Below are 26,222 nucleotides of genomic sequence, written 5' to 3'. Positions count from 1 at the left end.
TCGCGAAAATGCCCGGCGCCTGGCTATCCAAGTGGGGTGCGGCTGCGTTAGCGTGCGGGCAGACAAGGAGCATCCCATGACCGCAGCCCATTCCTTTTCCCTCAAGCAGGCTCGTCGACTGGCCCTGGCCGCCCAGGGGTTTGGCGGTCGCCAGCCGCCAGCGGCGATCAAGGCCGCGCGGCTCAACCAGCAGATAGAGCGCCTGGGCTTGTTGCAGATCGATTCGGTCAATGCCCTGGTGCGCGCCCACTACCTGCCGCTGTTCTCCCGCCTTGGACGTTATCCACAGCAGTTGCTGGACCAGGCCGCCTGGAGCCAGGGACGGCGACGTACCTTGTTCGAATACTGGGGGCACGAGGCGTCGCTGTTGCCGATGTCCATGTACCCGCTGATGCGCTGGCGGATGCAGCGGGCCAGCCAGGGCCAGGGCATCTATTCGCAGCTGGCGCGTTTTGGCCACGAACACCAGGCGACCATCGGCCGGGTCCTGGCCGCTGTCCAGGAACGAGGCGCGCTGGGCGCCGGCAGTCTGTCCACCCGTGAGGAGCGTGCGGGCCCATGGTGGGACTGGAGCGCAGAGAAGCACGCCCTGGAGTGGCTGTTCGCCGCCGGGGAAGTGACGGTGGCCGGGCGTCGTGGTTTCGAGCGCCTGTACGATTTGCCGGAGCGGGTGATCCCCCAGGCGATTCTGTGCCAGCCGCTGCCGGACGAGGCCCAGGCCCAGCGCCGACTGCTGTTGCAGGCGGCGCGGGCCCTGGGCGTGGCCACGGAAAAGGACCTGCGCGATTACTTTCGCCTCGATCCGGCGGACAGCCGTGCCCGGCTGGGCGAATTGCTCGAAGACGGCCAGTTGCTGGCCTGCCAGGTTCAGGATTGGCGCCAGCCGGCCTATTGCCTGCCCGAGGCCAAGGTGCCGCGCAAGGTCGCTGCCAGTGCCTTGCTGTCGCCCTTCGACTCGCTGATCTGGGAGCGCAGCCGCACCGAGCGCCTGTTCGATTTCCGCTATCGGCTGGAGATCTACACACCGCAACACAAGCGGGTCTATGGCTACTACGTGCTGCCGTTCCTGCATGACGAGCGTATCGCCGCGCGGGTCGATCTGCGGGCGGAGCGGGCCCTGGGGCGCCTGGCGGTGCATGCGGTGCACGAGGAAACCCCCGGCCTGGACGAGCAGGGCATCCAGGCCCTGGCCGGGCAACTGCGGCAGATGGCGGATTGGCTGGGGCTGGCGGATATCCAGCTCAATTGTCAGCGCGAGGGGGCACGGCGTCTGCGCCAGGTCCTGGCCTGAGCGCCGCGCGCCATGGCTGGCGCGGCGCTGTGAGCGAGCCTAGCGCTTGACCTGCTTGAGGGTCTCGGCGATCAGAAATGCCAGTTCCAGCGACTGGTCGGCGTTCATCCGCGGGTCGCAGTGGGTGTGGTAGCGGTCCGACAGGCCATCTTCGGTGATGGGGCGGGCGCCGCCGATGCATTCGGTGACGTTCTGCCCGGTCATTTCGATATGGATGCCGCCGGCATAGCTGCCTTCGGCCTGGTGCACCTGGAAGAACTCCTTGACCTCGGTGAGGATCTGCGCGAAATCGCGGGTCTTGTAGCCGCTGCTGGCCTTGATGGTGTTGCCGTGCATCGGGTCTGAACTCCAGAGCACCCGCTTGCCTTCGCTTTCCACCGCGCGGATCAGCCGTGGCAGGTGGTCGCCGACCTTGTTGGCGCCCATGCGCACGATCAGGTTGAGCCGGCCGGGGTCGTTGGCCGGGTTGAGGATGTCGATCAGGCGGATCAGCTCGTCGCCGTTCATGCTGGGGCCGACCTTGACCCCGATCGGGTTGTTCACCCCGCGCAGGAATTCCACATGGGCGCCATCGAGTTGCCGGGTACGGTCGCCGATCCACAGCATGTGCGCCGAGCAGTCGTAGTAGTCGTTGGTCAGGCTGTCGCGCCGGACGAAGGCTTGTTCATAGTTGAGCAGCAGCGCTTCGTGGGCGGTGAAGAAGCTGGTCTCGCGCAGTTGCGGCGAGCTGTCCAGGCCGCAGGCGCGCATGAAAGCCAGGGTTTCATCGATGCGATCGGCCAGTTGGCTGTACTTTTCGGCCAGGGCCGAGTTGGCGATGAAGTCCAGGTTCCACTTGTGCACCTGGTGCAGGTCGGCGAAACCGCCCTGGGCGAAGGCGCGCAGCAGGTTGAGGGTGGCGGTGGCCTGGTGGTAGGACTGCAGCAGGCGCTCCGGGTCCGGTACCCGGCTCTTTTCATCGAAACCTATGCCATTGACGATATCGCCACGGTAGGCGGGCAGGGTCACGCCGTTGACCGTCTCGTCGTTGGCCGAGCGTGGCTTGGCGAACTGGCCAGCCATGCGCCCGACCTTGACCACCGGGCAGCCGGCGGCAAAGGTCATGACGATGGCCATCTGCAGCAGCACCTTGAAGGTGTCGCGGATCTTCGCCGCGGAGAACTCGGCGAAACTCTCGGCGCAATCCCCGCCTTGCAGCAGGAAGGCCCGGCCCTGGGTGACTTCGGCGAACTGGCGGCGCAACTCCCGGGCCTCCCCGGCGAATACCAGGGGCGGGTAGCTGGCCAGGGTCTGCTCGACCTTGAGCAGGTGTGCCGCGTCGGGGTAGTGGGGTTGTTGCTGGATCGGCAAGGCGCGCCAGCTGTCGGGGCTCCAGGGTTGGCTCATCGCAGACTCGAATGCTTTACGTTGGGATGGGCATGTTAGCAGCAAATTAGTGCGTGACCTGTTCCTGCGCCTTGGTCGACAATCGCGCCTTTGCGCTCGCTACCGAGCGGCAGGTTTAGCGCCCCGGCAAGGTTCCCGGCCCGGGCGACGAGGAGATGAAATGACTGAGGAACGCGTCGAACGCGTACTGGCCGAGGTTCACGACGAGTTCGGCATGATCCGGGTCCTGGAAGTGGCCGATTACCGCTTCCTCGAATTCGGTGAGGCCATCGAGCAAAGCTGCGTGTTCACTGCCGACCCCAGCTGGCTGGAGTACGACTACACCCGGGCCATGCTGATCGGCGCGCTGTGCCATGACGCACCGGAGAGCGCGCTGTTTCTTGGGCTTGGCGCCGGCACCCTGACCCAGGCGTGCCTGAAGTTCTTGCCCCTGGAGGACGTCGAGGCCATCGAGCTGCGTCCGGACGTGCCGCGCCTGGCCATCCAATACCTGGGGCTGGACGATGATCCGCGTCTATATATAAGGATCGGCGATGCCCTGGAGCTGCTGGAAAGCGCCGAGCCCGCCGACCTGATCTTCGTCGACCTGTATACCGATGTCGGACCGGGCGTCGGGCACCTGGCCTGGGGGTTCCTGGAAAACTGCCAGAAGCGTCTCAATCCGGGTGGCTGGCTGGTGATCAACCAATGGGCCACCGATGACGGCAAGCCCCTGGGCGCCGCATTGCTGCGCGGCCTCTATCACCGCCACTATTGGGAGCTGCCGGTGAAGGAGGGCAACGTGATCCTGATCGTCCCGGCTGACCTGGAGCAGGAGCTGGACATGCCGGGCCTGGTCGCCCGGGCCGAGGCCCTGGCACCGCGCCTGGGGTATTCGTTGCAGTCGTTGATCAAGGACATCCGGCCCGCTACCTGAGCGGACGCGTCTGGCAGCGCTGGCGGCCAGGCTCGCCGGGGCGCGCCAGGTCGACAAGTACCGGTGTGCTTGCATCGCGCAAGTGGCACCGTGGCCCGGGAGATCCGGACGCCATTCTCTGCAGCAGGCGAGGCAGTTTGCCGCAGTGGCTTGGCTTCACGAGGTGAACCGTTTAAGCCAGGGGCCCGAATACGCTTGGGTTCGAGCCCGATGGCCGGCCTTCCGAAACGGCGCAAAGCCTGTGGTAGTCGGGGGTTTGGCGGATTTTTTCCGACAAAAAAAACTCCCTTTTTTGAGTAATTCCGGTATAGTGCGCGCCGGCCTTTAGCAGGGCCTCGTTTAGGTAACGCATTTCCCCGAAGTCAGCTTCGGCTGCTTGTCCGCTTCGCGGACTATCCTTGACGTTCATTTCTTTCAATCGTTTTCGCAAATCCCCGCCGACAAAGCTGCCAGGGTGACTCATCGAGTCTTACACGGCATGCGCAGCTTTGGAGCATGGGTCTTTGCGGATGCACTTAGAGGCAGACCCATGACCCAGGAAATCGGCGGCTTCGCCGCTCTTGAACTTCATCCCAGTATTGTTGCTGCAGTAGTCGCCACCGGCTACGAAGAGCCTTCGGCCATTCAGCAGCAATCGATCCCGATCATCCTCGCCGGTCACGATATGATTGGCCAGGCGCAAACCGGTACCGGTAAGACCGCTGCCTTTGCCCTGCCTATCCTGCACCGCATCGATCCGTCCAAGCGCGAGCCGCAAGCTCTGATCCTGGCCCCAACCCGCGAGTTGGCGCTACAAGTAGCAACCGCCTTTGAAACCTACGCCAAGCAAATGCCGGGCGTGACTGTTGTGGCCGTCTACGGCGGTGCGCCGATGGGCCCACAAACCAAGGCAATCCGTAACGGCGCACAGATCGTTGTCGCCACCCCGGGCCGTCTGTGCGACCACCTGCGTCGTGACGAGAAGGTCCTGGCCACCGTGAACCACCTGGTTCTCGACGAAGCCGACGAAATGCTCAAGCTGGGCTTCATGGATGACCTGGAAGTGATCTTCAAGGCCATGCCCGAATCCCGCCAGACCGTACTGTTCTCGGCCACCCTGCCGCAGTCGATCCGCGCGATCGCCGAGCGTCACCTCAAGGATCCGAAGCACGTCAAGATCCAGAGCAAGACCCAGACCGTCACCGCGATCGAGCAGGCCCACCTGCTGGTTCACGCCGACCAGAAGACTGGCGCGGTCCTGAGCCTGCTGGAAGTCGAGGACTTCGACGCCCTGATCATGTTCGTGCGCACCAAGCAAGCGACCCTGGACCTGGCCAGCGCCCTGGAAGCCAAGGGCTACAAGGCCGCCGCGCTGAACGGCGATATCGCCCAGAACCAGCGTGAGCGCGTCATCGACTCCCTCAAGGATGGCCGCCTGGACATCGTTGTGGCCACTGACGTCGCCGCCCGTGGCCTGGACGTACCGCGCATCACCCACGTATTCAACGTGGACATGCCTTACGACCCGGAATCCTACGTCCACCGTATCGGCCGTACCGGTCGTGCGGGTCGCGAAGGTCGCGCGCTGCTGCTGGTGACTCCACGCGAGCGTCGCATGCTGCAAGTGATCGAGCGTGTGACCGGGCAGAAAGTGGCTGAAGTCCGCCTGCCGGACGCCCAGGCCGTACTCGACGCGCGCATCAAGAAGCTGACCAACGGCCTGGCGCCACTGGTAGCTGACGCCGAGGCGTCCCATGGCGACCTGCTGGACCGCCTGACCGCCGACATCGGTTGCAGCCCGCGCGCCCTGGCCGCGGCCCTGCTGCGCAAGGCCACCAATGGCCAGGCGCTGGATCTGGCGACCATCGAGAAAGAGCGTCCGCTGGTGCCGAACAATGCCCCACGTGGCGAGCGTTCCGAGCGTTACGGCGACCGTCCTGATCGTGGTGATCGCGAGCGTCGCGCTCCGGCTCCACTGGCCGAAGGTCGTGCTCGTTGCCGTACCGCGCTGGGCGCCCGTGATGGCATCGCCGCCAAGAACCTGTTGGGTGCGATCCTCAACGAAGGTGGCCTGGCCCGTGAAGCCATCGGCCGTATCCAGGTACGCGACAGCTTCAGCCTGGTAGAGCTGCCGGAAGACGGTCTGGACCGCCTGCTGGCCAAGCTCAAGGACACTCGCGTTGCCGGCAAGCAGCTCAAGCTGCGTCGCTACCGCGAGGATTGATCCGCTCCCTGGGCTGATCGATCACGCATGAAAAATCCCCGGCTGGTCCGGGGATTTTTTTGCCCGGGATTTACCCGCGCTTCAACCGAAGCGATAGATGTCCATGCCCAGCGCACCCATGGTGAAACCCTGGTGGGCCAGGCTGAATGCGCCACCGGCGCCCCGGGCGAAATACAGCGGCAACAGATGTTCGTCGCTGGGGTGGCTGCGTACGGCATGGGGCGCTTGTCGCCGGTAGTCATGCAGCGCGGCCTGGTCGTCGCTGGCCAGCTTGTCGATCATCCAGTCGCGAAAGGCCTGGGCCCAGGGGGTGACGCTTTCCGGGCCGGCGTGCCAGTCCAGTTCCCGCAGGTTGTGGGTGATGCTGCCGGAACCGATCAGCAGCACGCCTTGCTCGCGCAGGCTGGCCAGGGCCTGGCCGATGCGGGTCTGCAGCGCCGGGCCCTGCTGGCTGGGCAGGGACAGCTGGACCACCGGAATGTCCGCCTGCGGGTACATCAGCGACAGCGGGACCCAGGTGCCATGGTCGAAGGGCCGTTGCTCGTCGAGTCGCGCCGGCAGGCCATTGGCCGTCAGCAATTGCACGACCTGGGCGGCCAGCCCGGGATCGCCAGGCGCCGGGTACTGCACGGCGAACAGGGCGGCGGGAAAGCCGCCGAAGTCATGCCAGGTCTCCGGGTGCGGATGGGCGCTGACCCGCAGGTCGGGGCTTTCCCAGTGGGCCGACACCACCAGGATCGCCCGCGGCCGGGGCAATTGCGCCGTCAGGCGGGCCAGGGCAGGGCCGCTGTCGCCGGGCTCCAGGGCCAACATGGGAGAACCATGGGAAATGAACAGGCTGGGGAGCATGAAGAAGGTCCTGAGGGTTAAGATGCGCCATCTTCAATCAGATCATTGATCTAAATCTAATATAAGTTTTAGGGCTTTTTGATCGAATTCCAAGGACATTCCATGCAAGCGGACTTTTGGCACAAACGCTGGGAACGCGACCAGATCGGCTTCCACCTGGCGCAGGTCAATCCTTATCTTCAGCAGTACTGGCCGGGGCTTGGGCTCGCTGACCAGGCCCGGGTGCTGGTACCGCTGTGCGGCAAGAGCCTGGACCTGGCCTGGCTCGCCAGTCGCGGGCATCAGGTGCTGGGGATCGAGCTGTCGGAAAAGGCGGTGGAGGATTTCTTCCGCGAACACCAGTTGCAGCCGCAGGTCAGCCAGCAAGGGGCGTTCAAGGTCTATGCCCATGGGGCGATCCAGCTCTGGTGCGGCGACATCTTCGCCCTGGCCGCCGAGGATGTCGCTGGCTGCACGGCCCTGTACGATCGCGCGGCGATGATCGCCCTGCCGCGGCAGATGCGCCAGCGCTATGCCGCGCATATCAATGGCTTGTTGCCCCATGGTAGCCGTGGGCTGCTGATTACCATGGACTACGACCAGGCGCAGCTCGACGGGCCGCCATTCGCCGTGCTGGACGATGAGGTGCGCGAGAGCCTGGAGGGTAGCTGGCAGCTGCAGGTGGAGACCGAGCGCGACATCCTCGGTGAAAGCTGGAAGTTCCTCCAGGGCGGGGTCACCCGGCTGGTGGAGCGGGTCTACCGCCTGGAGAAGACCGGCACCCGCTGAGCTTTTCCACGACCATGAAAAAGGGCGACTCGCGTCGCCCTTCTTGTTGTTGCCGGAGTGGATCAACCGCGACGGCGCAGGGCGTCGATACGGTCTTCCAGCGGTGGGTGGCTCAGGAACATCCGGGCCAGGCCCTGCTTGATACCGCCGTTGATGCCGAAGGCATTCAGGGTATCGGGCATGTGCACCGGCAGGCCCTGTTCCGAGCGCAGGCGCTGCAGGGCGCCGATCATCGCATTGGTGCCGGCCAGGCGCGCACCAGCTTCGTCGGCGCGGTATTCGCGTTGGCGCGAGAACCACATGACGATGGCGCTGGCGAGGATGCCCAGGACCAGCTCGGCGAAGATGGTCGCCACGTAGTAGGCCATGCCCTGGCCTTCCTCGTTCTTGAAGATCACCTTGTCGACGAAGTTGCCGATGATCCGCGCGAAGAACATCACGAAGGTGTTCACCACGCCCTGGATCAGCGCCAGGGTCACCATGTCGCCATTGGCGACGTGGCCGATCTCGTGGGCCAGCACGGCCCGCACTTCATCGGGGGAGAACCGCTCCAGCAGCCCTTGGCTGACAGCTACCAGGGCATCGTTCTTGTTCCAGCCGGTGGCGAAGGCATTGGCCTCGTAGGCCGGGAAAATCCCCACTTCGGGCATCTTGATGCCGGCTTCGCGGGACAGTTGTTCAACGGTCTGCAACAACCATTGCTCATGGCGGGTGCGCGGCTGGGTAATGATCTGCGTGCTGGTGCTCATCTTCGCCATCCACTTGGAGATGAACAGCGAGAACAGCGAGCCGGCGAAACCAAAGACCGCACAGAAAATCAGCAGCTGATTGAGGTTCAGATCAACCCCGTTGGCCGCCATGAACCCGTTGAAGCCGAAAAGGCTCAGGGTAATGCTGGCAATCAGCACGACCGCAAGGTTAGTGGCCAAAAACAGCAGGATTCGCATCATGGTTGTAGAAATCTCCTCAAGCTAAAGATGTAGCGTTCCGCGGGGGTATATAAGGCGCGGCAAGCACCGATTCAACACGGCTTCTATTTCAAACTATGTCGCATGGGGCGGGGCATGACAGGCGTGTGGCAAGTTCATGACCGATCGCCGTGGACGACCGTCGTCGAGCTGCGGCGCAGACGCTGTGACAGTGGCAACGACGGAAAGTGCAAGCTTAGTAGAGGGGGGCGGGGAGGGTCAGTGAAGATGTGTTGCTGAATTAATCGCAGTGCGATCCGCGAAAGATCGCACTGCGTTTGAGAAATTACTGACGATAGGACTTGAGGAAGTTGCCGATCCGGCCAATGGCCTGTTCCAGGTCGTCGACCCGGGGCAGGGTCACTACCCGGAAGTGGTCCGGCCATGGCCAGTTGAAGGCGGTGCCTTGCACGACCAGGAGCTTCTCGGAAAGCAGCAGGTCGAGGACGAACTTCTCGTCGTTGTGGATCGGGCAGATCTTCGGGTCGATCCGCGGGAAGGCATACAACGCGCCCATGGGCTTGACGCAGCTTACGCCGGGTATGTCGTTGAGCAGTTCCCAGGTGCGGTTGCGCTGCTCCAGCAGGCGGCCAGGCGGCAGGACCAGGTCGTTGATGCTCTGGTAGCCGCCCAGGGCGGTCTGGATCGCATGCTGGCTGGGCACGTTGGCGCACAGGCGCATGTTGGCCAGCATGTCGATGCCCTCGATGTAGCTCTGGGCATGCTGCTTGGGACCGGAAATGGCCACCCAGCCGGAGCGGAAGCCGGCCACGCGGTAGGACTTGGACAGGCCGTTGAAAGTCAGGCACAGCAGGTCCGGGGCCAGGGAGGCGGTGCAGATATGCACGGCGTCATCATAGAGGATCTTGTCGTAGATCTCGTCGGAGAACACCACCAGGTTGTGCTGGCGTGCCAGCTCCAGCATGCCCAGCAGCACTTCCTTGGGATACACGGCGCCGGTGGGGTTGTTCGGGTTGATGATCACCAGGGCCTTGGTGTTCGGGGTGATCTTGGCCTTGATGTCGGCGAGGTCGGGCCACCAGTTGGCCTGCTCGTCGCACAGGTAGTGCACCGGGTTGCCGCCGGCCAGGCTCACCGCGGCGGTCCACAGTGGATAGTCGGGGGCTGGGACCAGCACTTCGTCGCCATTGTTGAGCAGGGCCTGCATGGCCATCACGATCAGCTCGGATACGCCGTTGCCCAGGTAGATATCCTCGATGCCGATGCCTTCCACCTGCTTCTGCTGGTAGTACTGCATCACTGCCTTGCGCGCGCTGAACAGGCCCTTGGAGTCGCTGTAGCCCTGGGCGGTCGGCAGGTTGCGGATCACATCCTGGAGAATCTCGTCCGGCGCCTCGAAGCCAAAGGGCGCTGGGTTGCCGATGTTCAGCTTGAGGATGCGATGGCCTTCCTCTTCCAGGCGTTTGGCGTGCTTGAGCACTGGGCCGCGAATGTCATAACAGACGTTGGCGAGCTTGTTCGATTTGCTGACCTGCATGGCGATGTGTTCCCGAAAATGAACGATCCAGGCGGAGGATGAACTACCGTACTGGGAATCCTGCCGTCCTACACCGGGCTGTAGCCCGCACCGGCTGCGGCAAAATCCGTTTGAATGGGTGTAGCGCGGCTGCCAGACTGGCGTCTGACGAGGCGCAATCATACGTGCCGCCCGATCCGTGGAAAAGATACAGATCGGGCTTTTTCCGTTGCAGAGGAAGGACCATGGAAAAGCTGGAAAAAACCCTGGAAGAATGGCGGGCGATGCTCGATCCGGAGCAATACAACGTCTGCCGGCTCAAGGGCACCGAACGCCCGTTCTCGGGCAAGTACAACGGCACCAAGACCGATGGGGTGTACCTCTGCGTCTGCTGTGGCGAGCCGCTGTTCGACTCCAGGGCCAAGTTCGATTCCGGTTGCGGTTGGCCGAGCTTCTACGAGCCCATCGCCGACAGCGCGATGATCGAGATCCGCGACCTGAGCCACGGCATGATCCGCACCGAAGTGGTTTGCGCCAAGTGCGATGCGCACCTGGGCCATGTGTTTCCCGATGGCCCGCCACCCACTGGCCTACGTTATTGCATCAACTCCGTCTGCCTGGACCTGGTAGCCCGCTAGGCGGTAAGGCGGGACGATAAGCTAAGGAAATTGTAGGGGCGAGGCTGGCCCGCACTGGGCTTCAGGGCGCTGCGTTTATCCAGTCAATACGCGCAGCGTTGACGATCATCGCGAGCAAGCTTCGCTCCCAAGGAGGGTCACCTCGCTCGACTGACGGGAATCAGGCACCATGGAGCCGATTTTTCGTGATTTAAATTGCATGCAATCTAATCGAGCACTATTTTTATCCGTTCCTAATCTCGAGTGGAGTTGCTGCCATGACCGATGCGTTGCTGACTATCCCCTGCACCACCATCAAGGGCGAGCAGAAGACCCTGGCGGATTTCGCCGGCAAGGCCGTGTTGGTGGTCAACACCGCCAGCAAATGCGGCTTCACCCCGCAATACAAGGGGCTCGAGCAGTTGTGGCAGTCCTACAAGGATCGGGGGCTGGTGGTCCTGGGCTTTCCGTGCAATCAGTTCGGCCAGCAGGAACCGGGCAACGAGGGGGCGATCTCGGAGTTCTGCGAGCTCAACTACGGCGTCAGCTTCCCGCTGTTCAAGAAGATCGAGGTCAATGGCGCCGGTGCCCATCCGCTGTTCGTCCAGTTGAAGAAGCGCGCCCCCGGACTCCTGGGCTCCCAGGGCATCAAGTGGAATTTCACCAAGTTCCTGATCGGCCAGGACGGCAAGCTGGTCAAGCGTTTCGCCCCGACCACCAAACCCCAGGACCTGGCCGGCGAGATCGAAGCCCTGCTCAAATGAACCGGCTGCCCGATGCTTCGCTGCAACTGGATAGCCAGCTGTGTTTCAAGCTGTATGCCGCTTCGCGAGCGGTGGTGCGCGGCTACAAGCCGATGCTCGACCAGCTCGGCCTGACCTACCCGCAGTACTTGGTGATGCTGGTGTTGTGGGAGTGGCACGGGACGCCGCCGGCGCTGCCCACGGTAAAGGCTTTGGGGGAGCGCCTGGCCCTGGACTCCGGCACCTTGACGCCCCTGCTCAAGCGCCTGGAACAGTTGCAGTTGGTGCAACGCCGACGTTCCGGACGCGATGAGCGCGAGGTGCACCTGAGCCTGAGCGATACCGGGCTGGCCTTGCGTGAGCAGGTCAGGCCGCTCAAGGCGGCGCTGTTGTGCGAAAGCGGCGTCGATCTCGACAGCCTGGGCCCGTTGCGCGAACAGCTCGACCGCCTGTTGCTGCAGCTCAGAGCTTGCTCGTAGTCGGTACCCACAGGTCCAGCAGAGCGATCAGTTCTTCGCGCCTGAAGGGCTTGGCCAGGTAGTCGCTCATGCCGGCGGCCCGGCAGCGCTCGCGCTCCTCGGGCATGGCATTGGCGGTCAGGGCGATGATCGGCAGGTCCGGCCAGCGCCCGCTGCGGCGAATTTGCCGGCTGGCCTCGTAGCCATCCATGACCGGCATGTTGCAGTCCATCAGGATCAGGTCGAAATCGCTGTGTTCCAGCTGGTTGAGGGCTTCGGCCCCATGCACGGCCACGGTCACTGCGCAGCCGAGCTTGCTCAGCATGCCCTTGGCCACCAGTTGGTTCACGGGGTTGTCTTCCACCAGCAGGATGTTCGCCCGGCGGATCTGCACCGGCATCTCCAGTTGCGCATCGTTGAGGGTGACGGTTTCGGCCTGCAATGAACGACGCAGGGTCTGGTACAGGGCGTTGCGTGCCAGAGGCCGGGCTTGTTGCTGCAGGGGGGCCAGGGCGCTGGCCTCCTCGCTGGGCAGGAAGCTGCCGTAGGCGGTCACCAGCAGGATCGGGGCGCTGATGGCCGGGCGCAGGCCGAACAGGCACTCCGGGCAGTCGGTGACCAGCAAGTCAGGATTGAGTCCGGCCAGCGAATCCTCGATGTCGCAACGCTGGTAGGCCAGGCCCCAGGCCGGCAACAGGCTCGACAGCAGCTCGGACAGGCCGCTGCCGCTATCGGTGATGGCGATGATCTTGCCGGACAGGCGCGGCGGCACGGTGGCCGGGGCGTGGCTGGGCAGCGGCAGGTCGGCGCAGAACTGGCTGCCGAACCCCACTTCCGAGCTGATGCTCAGGCGGCCGTTCATGGCCTCGCAGAGGTTGTAGGTCAGGGCCAGGCCCAGGCCAGTACCGCCGTACTGGCGGGTGATCCCGGCGCCGGCCTGGGTATAGGGCTGGAAGATCTTCACCTGGGCTTCCTGGGCGATGCCGATGCCGGTGTCGCAGATCTCGATGCGCACGCCATCGGCCAAGGTGCTCAGGCGCACGTCGACCCGGCCGAAACGGGTGAACTTGAGAGCGTTGGACAACAGGTTGCTGACGATCTGCCGCACCCGCATCGGGTCGCCCAGCACCAGCGCCGGAAAGTCCGGGGCCACCAGGCAGGTGAGCTCGACGCTGGCCGCGGCGTTCTGCGACAGCAGGTTGGCGGTGTCCTCCACCAGCACCCCGAGATCGAAGGGGATGCGCTCGAGCTCCAGTTGCCCGGCGTCGAACTTGGACATGTCGAGGATATCGTTGAGCAGTTCGACCAGCACCTTGCCGGAGTCATGGGCGATGGATAGCTGCTGGCGTTGTTCGGGGTTCAGCGGACTGTCCAGGGACAGGGCGATCATGCCCAGCAGGCCGTTGAGCGGCGTGCGGATCTCGTGGCTCATGTTGGCCAGGAAGGCCGAGCGGGCCTGGGCCATGTCCAGGGCGGTCCGCCGGGCGGCTTCCAGCTCCTCGTTGGATTGGCTGAGGCTGGCGTTGCTGGCCTTGAGTTCGGTGGTGCGCGCCGAAACGATGTTCTCCAGCTGCCCGAGGTACTCGGTCAGGCGGTTCTCGGCATTGCGCCGCTGCTGGATCTCGGTGGCCATTATCTCGAACTGCTGGTTGGCCACCTTGACCAGGACTCCGACTTCGTCGTTCTCGTGGCCATGAGGGAAGTCCAGCTTGGCCTGCCGCGAGCCCCGTGGGTCACGGCTGCTGAGTTCGCGGATCACCCCCACCAGGGGCTTGGTCAGCATCACGTAGAACAACCCGAGCAGGATCCCGGTGAGGATCAGGCTGCGCACGAAGCCGTTGAGCAGGGTGACTTCGGCGCGACGCAGGAAGCGGCTGCCGAAGGCGTAAGTGTCGACGTCCAGGTGCAGGGTGCCGAGGGATTCCTCCGGCAGGTGGCTGAGGTAGAGGCGGTCTTCGAATTGCCGGTCGGCGCCGAACAGGAAGTCGCTGATGGCCCGATAGCGGCTCTGCAACGGCGGGCGCTCGACGTTGGCCAGCAGGGTATCGTTGTTGTCGATCAATTGCGCACGAATGATCGCCGGGGAGCGCAACAGGCCCAGGGTCAGTTCCTGTGCCAGCTCGGCGTCGATGTTGTAGGCGATGCGTGAGGCCGGGTTGTGGCTGATTTCCAGCAGCGAGTGGATTTCACGATTGATGGAGGCGTCTTCGCTGGCATAATCGATACCGATTTGCACCAGACTGAGCGCGGTCCCCAGAATGAAACCCACCAACACGGTGAGCCGGGCCTGTTTATAGGACAGGCGGTTGGTGAACTTGATATCCATGGGGGGTTGAACCACTTTCGTTTCCCTTCGCTGCGCAAGCATAGCTGATCATCTTGGGTTGCCGGCTTGGCCTGGCAGCAGCTGACAGGGCCTTTGGACCCGTTGATCAGGACTGCGTTTCATCTGTGTGCCGCATCATTACCTTGAACGTGCCTGAGGAAAAGTCGTGGATGGTCGATTGAATGCATTTCTTGAACGCGCCGATGCGGTCCTGGCTCGGATCGAACCGCTGTTGCCCACCCCGCGCCAAGCCATCGACTGGAGCCAGTGCCTGGCTGCGCGCTGGCAACGTGAAGGCCGCAGCGGTTTCCTGCTGCCCCTGGACGTTAGCCTGGACATGCGCCTGAGCGACCTGATCGGGGTCGACAAGCAGCGCGAGCAGCTGGCCCGCAACACCCAGCAGTTCCTCGACGGCTTGCCGGCCAACCACGCCTTGCTCTGGGGGTCGCGCGGCACCGGCAAATCTTCCCTGGTCCGCGCCCTGCTGGCCGAGCACGCCAAGGGCGGCCTGCGCCTGATCGAGATCGAGCGCGACCACCTGGCCGACCTGCCACGGGTGGTGGAGCAACTGGTCAAGCTGCCCCAGCGTTTTGTGCTGTTCTGCGATGACCTGTCCTTCGAATCCGGCGAGGGCGACTACCGGGTACTCAAGAGCGTGCTCGATGGCTCCCTGGAGCAGGCCCCGGAGAACGTTCTGTTGTACGCCACCTCCAACCGCCGCCACCTGGTGCCGGAGAAGGAAAGCGACAACGAGAACTGGAAGCGCGTCGATGGCGAGCTGCACCCCAGCGAAGCGGTGGAAGACAAGATCGCCCTGTCGGACCGCTTCGGCCTGTGGCTGTCGTTCTATCCCTTCACCCAGGAACACTTCCTCAACGTGGTGGAGCACTGGATCGGCGAACTGGCCCGCAAGGCCGGCCTGAAGTGGCAGCGCGATGAAGAGCTGGACATCCTGGCGGTGCGCTGGGCTACTGGACGCGGCAACCGCAACGGTCGCTGCGCCTATCAGTTCGCCCGCTATTGGGTGGGCCTACAACTGCTGGAGCAAAAGGCATGATCGATCTGAAAAACGCCGGACAGGGCCTGGACGGTTATGGGTTGCTGTGTGCCCAGCTCGAATCGCTGCTGGCCGATGAGCGTGACTTCATCGCCAACGCGGCGCAGTTCTCGGCCTTCCTGTTCAGCCAGCTCGACGACCTGAACTGGGCCGGGTTCTACCTCGCCCGTGGTGAGGAACTGGTGCTTGGCCCGTTCCAGGGGCAGATCGCCTGCGTGCGCATTCCTTTCGGCCGGGGTGTCTGCGGTACTGCAGCAGCGACCTTGCAGACCCAGCGGGTAGAGGACGTGCACGCCTTTGCCGGGCATATCGCCTGCGACAGCGCCTCCAACAGCGAGTTGGTGGTGCCGCTGCTCAAGGCTGGCCGCTTGATCGGCGTACTGGACCTGGACAGCCCGAGCCTCGCGCGCTTCGGCGTCGAGGACCAGGCGGGGATCGAGCGCCTGGCGCAGATCTTCCTGAACGCCAGCGACTGCTGAGCCCTCAGCTGTCCAATCCGGCCTTGCCCAGCAAGGCCGCCTGGTCCACTTCGTCGATCTGCTGCGGCGTCAGGAAGCGCTCGGCGTACTGCTGATAGATCTTCTGGCGGATGAACAGCCCGAACAGTTGCGGATCGATATGGGCGTCGCGGCACATCATCGCCATGATGTTCAGCGCCTCGCTCAAGGTCTTGCCTTTCTTGTACGGACGGTCTGCCGCGGTCAGCGCCTCGAAGATATCGGCGATGGCCATCATCCGCGCCGGCAAGCTCATCTGCTCGCGCTTGAGCTGGCGTGGATAACCGCTGCCGTCCATTTTCTCGTGGTGACCACCGGCGATCTCCGCCACGCCCTGCAAGTGGCTGGGGAAGGGCAGGTGTTCGAGCATGATGATGGTCTGCACTATGTGGTGGTTGATCACGTAGCGCTCCTCGGCGGTCAGGGTGCCCCGGGGAATGCTCAGGTTGTACAGCTCGCCACGGTTGTACTTGTGCTCCGGCACCTGGAGCTTGAAGCCCCAGGGGTTGTCGGCGGCGAACACTTCCGAGCTGTCGCGCTCCAGCAGGTGGTCGGGCCTGTCGGCCAGCAAGGTTTCCGTGACCGGCAGGCTGGGCGCCGGCGAACGCTCCAGGCGCTGGCCCTCGGTCCAGGATACGCCCAGGCGATTGTCCAGGGTGCGGCTCCAGGTGCGTTGGGCGATGCGCTGCAAGCGCTGCTGGTCGGCCTCGGCCATGAACTCCGCCCCCAGGTTGCAGCGGGCGACGAAGGCGAATTCCTCGTCCAGCTCCTGTAGCCGGGCGTCGCGCTCGCTGGCTTGGGGCGCTTCCTCGGCCCCTTGGACCAGGGCCTTCCAATAGTCGATCCAGACATCGCGCTTGAGCACTTCGAAGCGCGTGCGGATTTCATGGATCCGGTCGTTCAGGGTTTCCAGCTTGGTGGCCTTGTCCACCACGTATTCAGGGGTGGTGACCTTGCCGCAGTCGTGCAGCCAGGAGGCCACATGCAGCGCTTCCCATTCGTCCTCGCTGGGCCTGTAGGTGGCGAATTCCGGCTCCTGGCTGGCCGCCGCGGCCTCGGCCAGCATCAGGGTCAATGCCGGCACGCGCTGGCAATGCCCGCCGGTATAGGGGCTCTTGGCGTCGATGGCGCCGGCCAGCAACTGGATGAACGAGTCCAGTAGCTGCTTCTGCTTGTTCTGCAGGCGCTGGCTTTCGATGCACAGCGCGGCGGTGGCCGATACCGCCTGGATGAAAGCGATGCGATCGGGGCTGAGCTTGTCCAGGTCCGCCTCGGTACCGCTGTCCACCAGGAACAGCAGGAGCATGCCCACGGTCTCGTGGTGCCGGTTGCGCAGGCGAATTCCCACCAGGTGGGTGCTGGGGCTGTCCAGGGCGAGCAGTATCCTTTGCAACTGGCCGGCCTGCTCGAAGCCCAGGGTGGTGACCACGTTGTCGTGGTCCGCCAGCTGGCGCAGCCAGTCCGGGTTGTGCGGGGCGGCCAGGTCCTGGGTGGCGATATCGAACGACGACAGGTCCTGGGGTTGCCCGTCGATGATCAGGCCGTGGGGCTCCAGGCGCGATCCCTTGCTCTCGCAGAGGTAGATCAGCCCGGCCTGGGCCTGGGCGATCTTCACCGTTTCGAACAGCACCCGCTGCAGCAACGGGTCGAAGCGGGTTTGCGCGGACAGGCTGGCATTGATCTCGAAGAAGCTGGCCAGGGTGCTCTTCATCCGCGTCATGGACACGCTCAGCTGATCCACTTCCAGCACCGGTGAACGGCGTGAGGCCGGGTAATGGAAGTCGAAGCTGCGGATGGCATCGGCCTCTTGCACCAGGTTACGCAACGGACGGACCAGGATGCGCGAGATCAGCCAGCCCAGGGGCAGGCACAAGAGCAAGGTGGTGAGGGTGATCAACGCGCCTTGCCAGCGCAGGCGGTAGGCATCGGCCAGCAGCTCATCCTCGGGCACCAGCAAGTCCAGTTGCAGGCCGCCGGGGCCGCCCTCGGCGATGTGGCTGCTGGCGACTATCCAGTTGCGGCCCTGGGCCTGCAGGTGACCGTCCTCGGTCCGCCCCTGCAACAGGGCATCGAGCGCCGGACTCAGGTCGCTGCCCTTGATCAGGCGTGCGGAGCGTTGCTCCAGCAGCAGCTTGTGACTTTCGGGATAGGCCACGACATTGCCCAGATCGTCCAGCAGGGCGACTTCGGTGGTGGGCGTGACCCGATGCTTGGCCAGGGTCGAAGACAGTTGTTCCAGGGTCAGGTCGGCGGCGATCACTGCCAGCTTGCCGCTGCTGCGAGCCAGGGTGGTGCCGACGTTGAGGGTGGAATAGAACACATAGGGGCGGGTGGTGATCTGGTCGGTATTGCCCCGGGCATTGACGAACCAGTCCCGGGTCCGTGGATCGTAGCGCTCGTCCGAATGCTCCAGGCGCTCGAGCAACACCAGGTTCGCGTCATAGAACAATGACTGCGACTTGACCTGGCCGGCACTGGCATCGCGCTCGATGCTCCATACCTCATAGGCGCTGTTGGCCGGGGCCTGGCGCTTGTCCCGGATCTGGGCGTCGCGCAGCGGGCGCACCATGAAGAAATCGCCGTTGGCATAACCCAGGTACAGCGAGGCCAGGTCGGAGTTGTCCAAGAGGGACTGGCTGAATGGCCGGAGCAGTTCCAGCCGCTGCTCCAGGCTGGGGGCCTGGGTCGCCGACCTGGTCGCCAGCAGGCTGAGCACATGGCGGATGGGTTCGTAGGTGGATCTCAGGTCGCTGCGGACATCCTGCTCGATGCGCTGGAACAGTTTTTCGCTGCTGCCCAGGATGATCCGGGTGGTGGCGTGGTAGTTGTAGATGCCCAGTATCACCCCGGTCATGAGCAGCAACAGGGTGAACATCACACTGATATGAATATGCAGAGGGAAGCGGCGTTGTGCGGGCAAGGGGGTGCTCGGCATTCCAGTTCTCTCCAAAGGCACATCGGGCTTGGCTCAGGATCCAAGCATAGTTAAGGCGGGCATTCCTGCCTCGACTGGCCTGGAGTTCGCCGACCTCGACCCGCTCCCAGGCATGGACGGTGTGGGCGGTAGGTACGGCGAAGAGAATACTGGCTTTGTGATATCAATCTGGCAATAGGGTATCGCCAGGGACCGGTATCAGCTGCCGGTGATGGTGCAGTGCGGGGCGCAGGGATCAGGTGGCAGGTTGGCGCAAGGATTCGATGTGTTGGTGCAGGGCCTGGCTGAACCGCACCAGGGCCAGGTCGAGGTCGCGCACCTTGGTATCTAGGGTGTCGATCCCGCTGTCATCCTGGCAGGCCTGCTCCAGTGCTTCGCAGCAGCGGTACAGGACATTGGCCCCGGCCATCAGCGCAGAGCCCTTGACCTTGTGGGCCAGGGCCCGCAGTTCTTTCTGGTTGCCGACGGCGATCAGTCCCAGCATCCGCCGATCGTCGTGGCAGCATTGCAGCAGCTCCCTGAGCATGCGCAAGGCGAACGGCGTATCGCCGCGGGTGAGGGCCAGGAGGGCGGCCATGTTGAAGCAGTCCGCCCTGGGCAGCGGGGCGAGCATCGCCAGCTTGCGGCCCAGCAGGTTGATGCCCAGGGGTTTGAACAGGCAGTCGTGCATGCCGGCTTCCAGGCATTGCCGGACCGTTTCCCGCTCATGGCTGGCGCTGTAGCCGATCACAGTGATGGCCGGACGCTGCGTCCGGGCCTCGTCGCGGCGTATGGCTGCGGTCAGCTGGTAGCCGTTCATCCCGGGCATGTTGCAGTCGACGATCAGCAGGTCGAAGTCCCCGGCCAGCCAAAGCTGGTATGCCTGTGTGCCATCCTCGGCGCAGGTGACCCGGTGCCCCAGGTACTCCAGTTGCCCCTGCAGCAGCGCCAGGCTGGCCGGATGATCGTCCGCCAGCAGGATATCCAGCGGCGGGCTGGCGAGCTGGCGTACCGGTTCCTCGATCACCGGGGCGGGCGTCTCGCGGCCGGCCAGGGTCAAGCCGACCCGCGCCTCGGTGCCAGGGCCGTTGCGCCCGTGCAGGGTCAGGCTGCCGCCCATCTGCTGGCACAGGTGGTGACTGATGGGCAAGCCCAGCCCGGTGCTGTCGCGGGCCGACTGGCCGGCCGTGGCGGATTGGGCGAAGGGTTGCAGCAGCACGCGCTGGCGTTGTTCCTCGGCGATGCCCAGGCCGGTATCCAGCACTTGCAGGCGCAGCCGGAACTGGCCCGGCAGGGAATCGGGCTGCAGGTGCAACCTGACCCGGACTTCGCCCAGGTGGGTGAACTTGATCGCATTGCTCAGCAAGTTGCTGAGCACCTGCTTGAAACGCAGGGCGTCGATCAGTACCTGGGGTTCGGGTTCCGGGGCGTTGAACTCCAGATGCAAGCCCAGGTGCTTGCGCCGCGCCAGGACCTGGAATATCCCCATCACCGGATCGACGCAGTCCCGTAGCAGGACCCAGTCCGGGTTGAGGGACATTTGCCCGGACTCGATCCGAGTCACGTCCAGCAGGTCCGCCAGCAACTCCCGCAGGTCCCTGGCAGAGTCCAGCGCCAGCTCCAGGGAGCAGCGGTTCGGGTCCAGTGGCTGGGTACGGCGCAGCACCAGTTCCAGCAGGCCGACCAGGGCATTGAGCGGCGTGCGGATCTCGTGGCCGATATTGCCCAGGAACCGGCTTTTTTCGCGGCTGGCGGTTTCGGCCTGCCGCTTGCCGGCCTTCAACTCCGTGCTGGCCTGCTGGGCCACTTGCAGCGAGCGTTGGCTGCGACGCAGCCGCCGGTATAGCCAGGCCAGGCCCAGTCCAGCCGCCAGGAGCAAGGCCCAGGGGGCGGGTTGTTGCAGTATGGGCTCGATCATTGCCATGGCCTGCGGGGTGGCCAGGGCGGCAGGGGCAGGCTGTTCATATCAGTGCATGGCGCTTGGCCAGGTCCACTAGGGTGTTCATGGAGGTGGTCGCCAGTTTTTGCATGATGCGCTTCTTGTAGGTGCTGACGGTCTTGTTGCTGAGGAACATGCCCACGGCGATCTGCTGGTTGGTCTGGCCCATGGCGAACAGCTGCATGACCATCAGTTCCCGGTCGTTCAACGAGTTGAACTGGGCCAGTTCCAGGGTCTGGCCCAGCGCCACCTGGTTGATCAGCAGGGCCTGGCTGGGGAAGTAGTTGTAGCCATTGCAAATGGCCCTGATAGCGCTGAGCAGCTCGCTCAGGTCCTGCTGCTTGCAGACGAAACCGCTGGCCCCGGCGCGCATGCAGCGATTGGCGAAGAGCGTCGCCGACTGGGCGGTCAGGACCAGGACACGCAAGGGCTTGGGCATGCTGCTGAAGCGTTCCAGGAGCTCCAGGCCATCCAGCTTGGGAATGCAGATGTCGAGGATGATCAGGTCCGGCTCGGATTCGCGGACCATCTGCAAGGCATCGACGCCGTTGTCGGTCTCACCGATGACCACATACCCCTCGTGCTCCAGGAGAAAGCGGATGGCCAGGCGTATGACGGGATGATCGTCGATGATGAGTACCGAGCGCATGCAGGCCTCCTGTAGATGAATGGAAAACCCGAACAGTAGCCCAGCTGCCTTGGGGGTGGCGTGGCGAAAAAGACCGTGAAGCGAATTCGAGAACGGTCCTACAGCGAATAAGGGGAGGTATTACAAGAGGGTGGTAATCAGAGGAAGTCCCGTGCGGGGAAGGGAGTGGCAAAGGCCGCCCCCGGGAGGGGCGGCCGTTGCTTCAAGGTGCTTTCTGGTCGATACCGGCCTGCAGCAGTTGGCTGTCACTGTGGCCGCCGACACGCAGCGGGCCCAGGTTGAACACCTGGTCCTTCTGGGTGGCGTCGTCCTGCTTGCGGGTCAGTTCGTTGCCACTGCCCAGGGCCAGGTTGACTGGCGACTTGGACAGGTTGACCCCGGCGTCGACGCGGTAGTCCGAGCCGGCCAGGGCGGTGCTGGTGACTCGCGAGCCGCCCAGGTCGACACGTCCGTCACTGGCGCCGATACGGGCCCCGGTCAGCCTGGTTTCACCGCTCACCGACAGATTGACGCCCTGCCGGCCACTGATGCCCGAGGCCTGCTGCACGCTGTCCTTGGCCTGGTGACTGAGGTTCAGGTTCAAGGTCGGGGTGTAGGAGGTATTGCCGCTCTTGTCGCCGAACAGCACGTTTTCCGTGGTGTTGGCCACGCTGGCGCCAGTGCTGGTCTTCTCGTTGACCGAGTAGCTGTCGCTGGTCTTGGGCCAGAAGCGGTCCTTCAGGCTGGAGAAGCGATTGCCCAGCGCGTCGGCCTTGTCGGCGAGATAGCCCTTGGCCTTGTCCACGCTGTTGCCGATGGCGCCGCGAGGCTCGGGGTTGACCTCGTAGCTGGCGCTGCGGCTGAGCTTTTCGCCCAGGCGTTCCTTGGCATTGTCGGCCTGGCTGACCAGGCTGTCCTTGGCCGAGCCGAGCTTGTCCACGCCCTTGTCGACGGCGTTCTCGAGTTTTTCCCGGTGCTTGCCGAAGCTCTTCTCGGCCTTGGCTTGCAGGTCGTCCTTAAGCGGACCGGCGGGTTTGGCCAGCTTGCTCACCAGGCCAGGTTGGTTCTTCTCCGCGTCCAGCTTGGCGTCGATGTTGACCTGGGTGGAACGCACCTGGTCCTGGCGGCTGTCGATGGTCAGGTCTGCGCCGATCGCCCCGTCGACCCGCTGGGCGTCGATGTGGGCGCCGGCCAGGTGCACGTTGCCGGCACTGGCGAGCACAACCTGGTCGGCCTTGATCAGGCTGTCGTGCTGGGTGCTGTTCTGCCGCCGGTCGACGTCGATCTTGGCCCGGGCGTTGATCCCGTGGGCGTTCTTCGCCGGGCCCTGCTCGGCGTCGGTCGGGGTGGTCTGGCTCAGGTTGGCCCCGGCGCCCAGGGTCAGGCCCCAGTTGTTATGGACCTGGGTGGCTTGTGCCGACTCCTGGTAGATACCGCCCTGGGCGGCATCGAGCACCACCTTGCCGGCGTCGATCCGGGTGCCTTGCAGGTGGATCGCAGCATCGCCGCTGGCGCCGCTGGCGAGTGTTACCTGGCCCTGGCTGTAGACCTGGCCGCCACGCTGGTCCTGGTCCTGCTCGGAGACCCGGCCGATGTTGAAGTTGGCGCTCAGGTTGGCGTTCTTGCCGCTGCTCTGCTCGCTGCTGGACTTGCCACCACCGGCGGTGAAGCCACCGCCCAGGTTGCTGCCCTGGCTGGCGTGGGTGTCGGTGGCGGCTTGCAGGTCGAGCTTGCCGCCGGCATTGAGGCTGACATCCCCGGTGGGGCGCGCGGCGTTGCCGATCTTGGTGCCCTGCAGGGTCAGGTTGCCGCCACTTTCCAGCTGCACCTTGCCCTGGCCCTGGATGCTGGCGACGTGCGCCTGGCTGTCCTGTTGGTCCAGGCGCTTGTGGTCCAGCTGGACCCCGGCGCCGACGTTGAGGTTGGTGCCGCTGCTGCCGGGCAGGGTGCCCAGGCTCAGCGAGGCATCGCCACGCAGGCTGGAGTTGCTGCTGTCCTGCTTGTCGTTGGCCTGGTTCAACGCCAGCTCGCCGCCGGCCTTGATCTTCACGTCGCCCTGGCCGCCATTGAACTGGCTGCCTTCGAAACGGCCGTCGCCGGCGACTTTGATCTCCACGCCCTGGCTGCCGGCATAGCTGCCCACCTGGGACTTCTGGGTGTTGCTGGTGACGGTGCTGCTGCCGCCGGCGCCACTGCCACGGATGTTCAGGTCTTCACCGGTGTTGGTGTAGACCCGTACGCCGACCTTGGCGTCCACCGCCTGCTCGCTGCTGCTGTGGGTATCCTTGGCGGCGCTGGCCACCAGGCTGCCGGCATCGATCTTCAGCGCGCCGTCGGTGGCGCGGTACTGGGTGCCCTGGTCCTGCAATTGGCCGTCGGCCTTGACCTGGACCTGGCCACCGCTCAACTGGCTGGCCACCGCAGTGCTGGCGCTGGTGTCGAGTTGGCGGTTCTGGTGGCTGATATCCACGTCCAGCCCGATGTTGGGCTGTTCCAGGGCGTCGAGTACCCCGGGTTGGTGGAATTTGCGCTGGGCCACGCCCTGGACGGCTTTCTCGATGGGCCGGGCCACGCCCTTGTATTCGACGTTGGCGCCGACATCCACCGCCCAGTTGTTTTCCTGGTGATGGCTGCTTTCGCTGTTGCGCGCGGCACGGTTGTCGATCTGCCCGGCACTGACCTGCAGCTTGTCACCGGCCTTGACCTGGGCGCCTTCGGTGCTCAGGCGGTTGCCGGCGCTGATGGTCAGGTTGCCGCTGGCGGCGATGTTGCTGGTTTGCGCAGTGCTCTTGCTGCTGCTGTCCTGGCTGCTGTTATGGGCCACCTCCACGCCGTTGCCGGCCCGGTCCAGGCCGCCGGTGTAGTAGAAACCGCCGCCGGTGGTGGTGCTGTCGCTGTGCTTGTCTTGCTTGTCGTGCGCTGCCAGCAGCTCGACGTTCTTGCCGCTCAGGCTGGCATCGCCGGCGGTGGCCGCCACTTTGCTGCCCTGGATGCTCACGTCCTCGCCGGCGCTGACCGCCAGGCTGGCGCCGCCGAGGCTGGACGCCTGTTGCCGGGTGCTGTCGCTGCTGTCGTTGCGTTGCTGGTCCTGGTAGCGCACGCCGGCCCGGTACTGGCCGCTGCCGGGTGCGGTCTGCTTGGCGTAGGCATCGAAGCCGCGCTGTTGCGAGCTGCTGCTGGTGTGCTGGGTGTCCTCGGCCGCTGTCACCTTGACCGAGCCCTTGGCGCTGGCGTCCAGCTGGCCCTTGGCGTTGACCTGGGAACCACTGACGACCAGGTCCTTGGCGCTTTGCAGCTTGAGGTTGCTGTCCGAGCGCACTTGGCTGCCGACGGTGGTGCTGGCCTTGTCCTGCTGGCGGCTCTCGTCCTTGGCCACGCCGAAGAACTTGCTGTCCTTGCTATGGCTGTTGGCGTGGGAGGTGTCCTGCACGCCGTCGATGGTCAGCGAACCGTTGTCGCTGATGACGCTGGCCTGGGTACCGCCCCGGGCCTGGCTGCCGCTGATGCGCACGTTGTCGGCTTGCACGATCAGCTTGCCGTCGGCAGTGACCTTGCTGCCCTGGTTCTGGGTCTTGCCCTGGTCGCCATCGGCGTTCTTGCCGAAGAAGCCACCGCCCACCAGGTCGCCGGAGTAGCGTTGTTCGCTACTGCTGCTGTGGCGGCTGGCGCTATTGATATCCACGTCCTTGGCGGCCAGGCGGATGTCACCCTGGCTGTGCAGCTCGGCACCCTCCAGGCGCAGCTTCTGCTTGCTCTCGAGTTGTAACTGGTTACCGCTCTTGAGCTGGCTGGTGATGCTGCGTTGCTCGCTGCTGGCGGTATCCCAGGTTTCCTTCCACAGGTGCTTGCGGTGCTGGCCCTGGTCGCGCTGGGTATTGGTCTCGGTGGCAGCCGTGAGCAGCAGGTCGCCATCGCTGTTGGCGGACAGGCGATTGCCGGCCTCGATGCTGCTGGCCTGGATGCGGGTATTGGCGCCGGACTTCAACTCGGCATCCTGTTGCGCCACCACCTTGTTGCCGTGCTGGCGGCTGTCGCTGCCGGTCTCGGTGCGGTCGTAGGTTTCCCAGGTGATGCCGATGGTGCTGTTGTCCCATTGCTGGCGCTTTTCCTGGAGCTTGCGGCTTTCGATGCTGCTCAGGGTCAGGTTGCGCCCGGCGTCGAGCTTGACGTTGCGCCCGCTGACATCGGTGGCGGCCAGGTCCAGGTCGCGGCGGCCATGCAAGTCGATGTCGCCCTGGCTGCGCAGGTCGGCACGGGTGGCGTCCAGGCTGTTGGCCACGGCCTGGCCGCGGATGTCCAGGTCGCCGGCGGAGCTCAGCTTGATGCCATCGTGACCGTCGATCTGTACCGCGCCAACGCGTACCCCGGCGCCTTCGGCAGTGCTGACGATATTGATCCGCCCGGCGCGCATGGCCCCGAACAGGCTGGCGTCGATGCGTTGTTCCTGGGTATGGCCGGCGGGATCGACCCGGGTTACTTGCCCCTTGGCATCGAGCTGGTTGCGGCCCACGGTCAGGTTCAACTGTTTCTGGGCCGCAAGTTCGCCCTGGCTGTCGATGCGTGGAGCGATCAGATCGATCGAACCGTTTTCATTACGCAGGCCGCCACTGTGGATATCCAGCTGGCCACGGGCGTCCTGGGTAGTGAAACCTTGCAGCTTGCCGCCCTCGAGTTCCGGGCGCCCCACTACCAGGCTGGCGTTGGGGGTGTTGAGGAAGCTGCCACCGTTGACCGAGATGCCGTTGGGGTTGGCCAGCACGAAATCGGCGGCGGTGCCGGCGATTTCCTGGATACCGTTGAGTTGCGAGGCATTGCGGCTGATCACTTCGTTGAGGATCACGCTGGCCGCCTGGCCCTGGAACTGCGGGTTGGCCGCCACCTGGCCAGCCAGTTGCGAAGCTGCCTGGTGCAACACATCGCTGTTGTTGTTGAGCACTACGCCTTGCTGGCCGACGTTGTAGTCCAGGAACTGGTTATGGGACAGGCCGCCGGAGTTGGGCGCGACGATGTTGACGATGGGCACGCCGCCCTGGTCTTGCAGGATCGGCACGCCACCCGGGCCCTCGACCACGGTGATGCCGCTGGCCAGGGCCAGGGGCAGGTGGGAGACCAGCAGCAGGCTGGCAATGGTCCAGCGCAAGGTGCCCTGGGGGGAAAGGTGGAACCTAGTGTTGTCAGGCATGAG

The 26,222-nt window shown here is 64.5% G+C and carries 17 protein-coding genes and 1 pseudogene; 9 read left to right on the top strand and 9 right to left on the bottom strand.

Annotated features, from left to right (window positions below; translation table 11 throughout):
• Nucleotides 1-76: 76 nt before the first annotated feature.
• Nucleotides 77-1,291, top strand: a complete 1,215-nt coding sequence (locus CAG11_RS13540; protein ID WP_085596739.1) for a winged helix-turn-helix domain-containing protein — start codon at nucleotides 77-79, stop codon at nucleotides 1,289-1,291.
• 39 nt (nucleotides 1,292-1,330) lie between these two features.
• On the opposite strand, the gene CAG11_RS13535 is transcribed toward CAG11_RS13540, so the two are convergent.
• Nucleotides 1,331-2,677, bottom strand: a complete 1,347-nt coding sequence (locus CAG11_RS13535) for a class II 3-deoxy-7-phosphoheptulonate synthase (RefSeq protein ID WP_085596738.1) — start codon at nucleotides 2,675-2,677, stop codon at nucleotides 1,331-1,333.
• Nucleotides 2,678-2,837: 160 nt separating this feature from the next.
• Here CAG11_RS13535 and CAG11_RS13530 point away from each other — a divergent pair, with 160 nt between their 5' ends.
• Nucleotides 2,838-3,593: a spermidine synthase gene (locus CAG11_RS13530; RefSeq protein WP_022640060.1), complete on the top strand. Its 756-nt coding sequence runs from the start codon at nucleotides 2,838-2,840 to the stop codon at nucleotides 3,591-3,593.
• Between the two features lie 495 nt (nucleotides 3,594-4,088).
• A pseudogene (locus tag CAG11_RS13520) lies at nucleotides 4,089-5,796 on the top strand (DEAD/DEAH box helicase).
• An 81-nt stretch (nucleotides 5,797-5,877) separates the two neighbouring features.
• Here CAG11_RS13520 and CAG11_RS13515 read toward each other — a convergent pair.
• On the bottom strand, nucleotides 5,878-6,645 hold the full coding sequence (locus CAG11_RS13515) for a class III extradiol ring-cleavage dioxygenase (protein ID WP_085596736.1): 768 nt from the start codon (nucleotides 6,643-6,645) through the stop codon (nucleotides 5,878-5,880).
• A 102-nt stretch (nucleotides 6,646-6,747) separates the two neighbouring features.
• On the opposite strand from CAG11_RS13515, the gene CAG11_RS13510 reads away from it, so the two are divergent.
• Entirely contained in the window at nucleotides 6,748-7,413 is a 666-nt protein-coding gene (locus tag CAG11_RS13510; RefSeq protein WP_085596735.1) for a thiopurine S-methyltransferase, read from the top strand.
• A gap of 62 nt (nucleotides 7,414-7,475) precedes the next feature.
• Here the strand turns inward: CAG11_RS13510 and htpX are convergent, their stop codons facing one another.
• Nucleotides 7,476-8,363, bottom strand: a complete 888-nt coding sequence (gene htpX / locus CAG11_RS13505) for a protease HtpX (protein ID WP_022640055.1) — start codon at nucleotides 8,361-8,363, stop codon at nucleotides 7,476-7,478.
• A 304-nt stretch (nucleotides 8,364-8,667) separates the two neighbouring features.
• Complete coding sequence (locus tag CAG11_RS13500; protein ID WP_022640054.1) at nucleotides 8,668-9,879, bottom strand: pyridoxal phosphate-dependent aminotransferase; 1,212 nt, start codon at nucleotides 9,877-9,879, stop codon at nucleotides 8,668-8,670.
• 224 nt (nucleotides 9,880-10,103) lie between these two features.
• Between CAG11_RS13500 and msrB the strand changes: the two genes are divergently transcribed.
• From msrB to CAG11_RS13485, 3 genes are all read left to right on the top strand, one after another.
• Nucleotides 10,104-10,496, top strand: a complete 393-nt coding sequence (gene msrB, locus CAG11_RS13495) for a peptide-methionine (R)-S-oxide reductase MsrB (RefSeq protein WP_085596734.1) — start codon at nucleotides 10,104-10,106, stop codon at nucleotides 10,494-10,496.
• Between the two features lie 257 nt (nucleotides 10,497-10,753).
• Nucleotides 10,754-11,239 carry a glutathione peroxidase gene (locus tag CAG11_RS13490; RefSeq protein WP_022640039.1) on the top strand — a complete coding sequence of 162 codons (486 nt, stop codon included), beginning with the start codon at nucleotides 10,754-10,756 and terminating at the stop codon, nucleotides 11,237-11,239.
• A complete protein-coding gene (locus tag CAG11_RS13485; protein ID WP_085596733.1) occupies nucleotides 11,236-11,697 on the top strand; it encodes a MarR family winged helix-turn-helix transcriptional regulator in 462 nt (153 codons plus the stop codon). Before CAG11_RS13490 ends, CAG11_RS13485 begins: the two co-directional genes overlap by 4 nt.
• Here the strand turns inward: CAG11_RS13485 and CAG11_RS13480 are convergent.
• Nucleotides 11,681-14,002 carry a response regulator gene (locus CAG11_RS13480; protein ID WP_085596732.1) on the bottom strand — a complete coding sequence of 774 codons (2,322 nt, stop codon included), beginning with the start codon at nucleotides 14,000-14,002 and terminating at the stop codon, nucleotides 11,681-11,683. The two genes, CAG11_RS13485 and CAG11_RS13480, sit on opposite strands and share 17 nt — an antisense overlap.
• A 166-nt stretch (nucleotides 14,003-14,168) precedes the next feature.
• On the opposite strand from CAG11_RS13480, the gene CAG11_RS13475 reads away from it, so the two are divergent.
• On the top strand, nucleotides 14,169-15,059 hold the full coding sequence (locus CAG11_RS13475; RefSeq protein ID WP_085596731.1) for an ATP-binding protein: 891 nt from the start codon (nucleotides 14,169-14,171) through the stop codon (nucleotides 15,057-15,059).
• The gene (locus CAG11_RS13470; protein ID WP_085596730.1) at nucleotides 15,056-15,538 is read left to right on the top strand and encodes a GAF domain-containing protein; all 483 of its coding nucleotides are present in this window, start codon (nucleotides 15,056-15,058) and stop codon (nucleotides 15,536-15,538) included. The genes CAG11_RS13475 and CAG11_RS13470 overlap by 4 nt, the downstream gene beginning before the upstream one ends.
• A gap of 4 nt (nucleotides 15,539-15,542) precedes the next feature.
• Here CAG11_RS13470 and CAG11_RS13465 read toward each other — a convergent pair whose 3' ends face one another.
• The 4 genes from CAG11_RS13465 to CAG11_RS13450 form a co-directional block, all read right to left on the bottom strand.
• Nucleotides 15,543-18,491 carry an HD domain-containing phosphohydrolase gene (locus CAG11_RS13465; protein WP_085596729.1) on the bottom strand — a complete coding sequence of 983 codons (2,949 nt, stop codon included), beginning with the start codon at nucleotides 18,489-18,491 and terminating at the stop codon, nucleotides 15,543-15,545.
• A 235-nt stretch (nucleotides 18,492-18,726) separates the two neighbouring features.
• Nucleotides 18,727-20,388, bottom strand: coding sequence for a response regulator (locus tag CAG11_RS13460; RefSeq protein ID WP_085596728.1), 1,662 nt, complete (start codon nucleotides 20,386-20,388; stop codon nucleotides 18,727-18,729).
• Between the two features lie 43 nt (nucleotides 20,389-20,431).
• The gene (locus CAG11_RS13455) at nucleotides 20,432-21,058 is read right to left on the bottom strand and encodes a response regulator transcription factor (RefSeq protein WP_085596727.1); all 627 of its coding nucleotides are present in this window, start codon (nucleotides 21,056-21,058) and stop codon (nucleotides 20,432-20,434) included.
• A 202-nt stretch (nucleotides 21,059-21,260) separates the two neighbouring features.
• Complete coding sequence (locus CAG11_RS13450; protein WP_085596726.1) at nucleotides 21,261-26,219, bottom strand: hemagglutinin repeat-containing protein; 4,959 nt, start codon at nucleotides 26,217-26,219, stop codon at nucleotides 21,261-21,263.
• Nucleotides 26,220-26,222 lie beyond the last annotated feature (3 nt).

This window comes from Pseudomonas sp. B6(2017) (genome assembly GCF_002112765.1).
Taxonomy (GTDB): Bacteria; Pseudomonadota; Gammaproteobacteria; order Pseudomonadales; family Pseudomonadaceae; genus Aquipseudomonas; species Aquipseudomonas piscis.
Note: the sequence above shows the minus strand (reverse complement) of the source record. Positions and strands in the feature narration are given on the sequence as shown.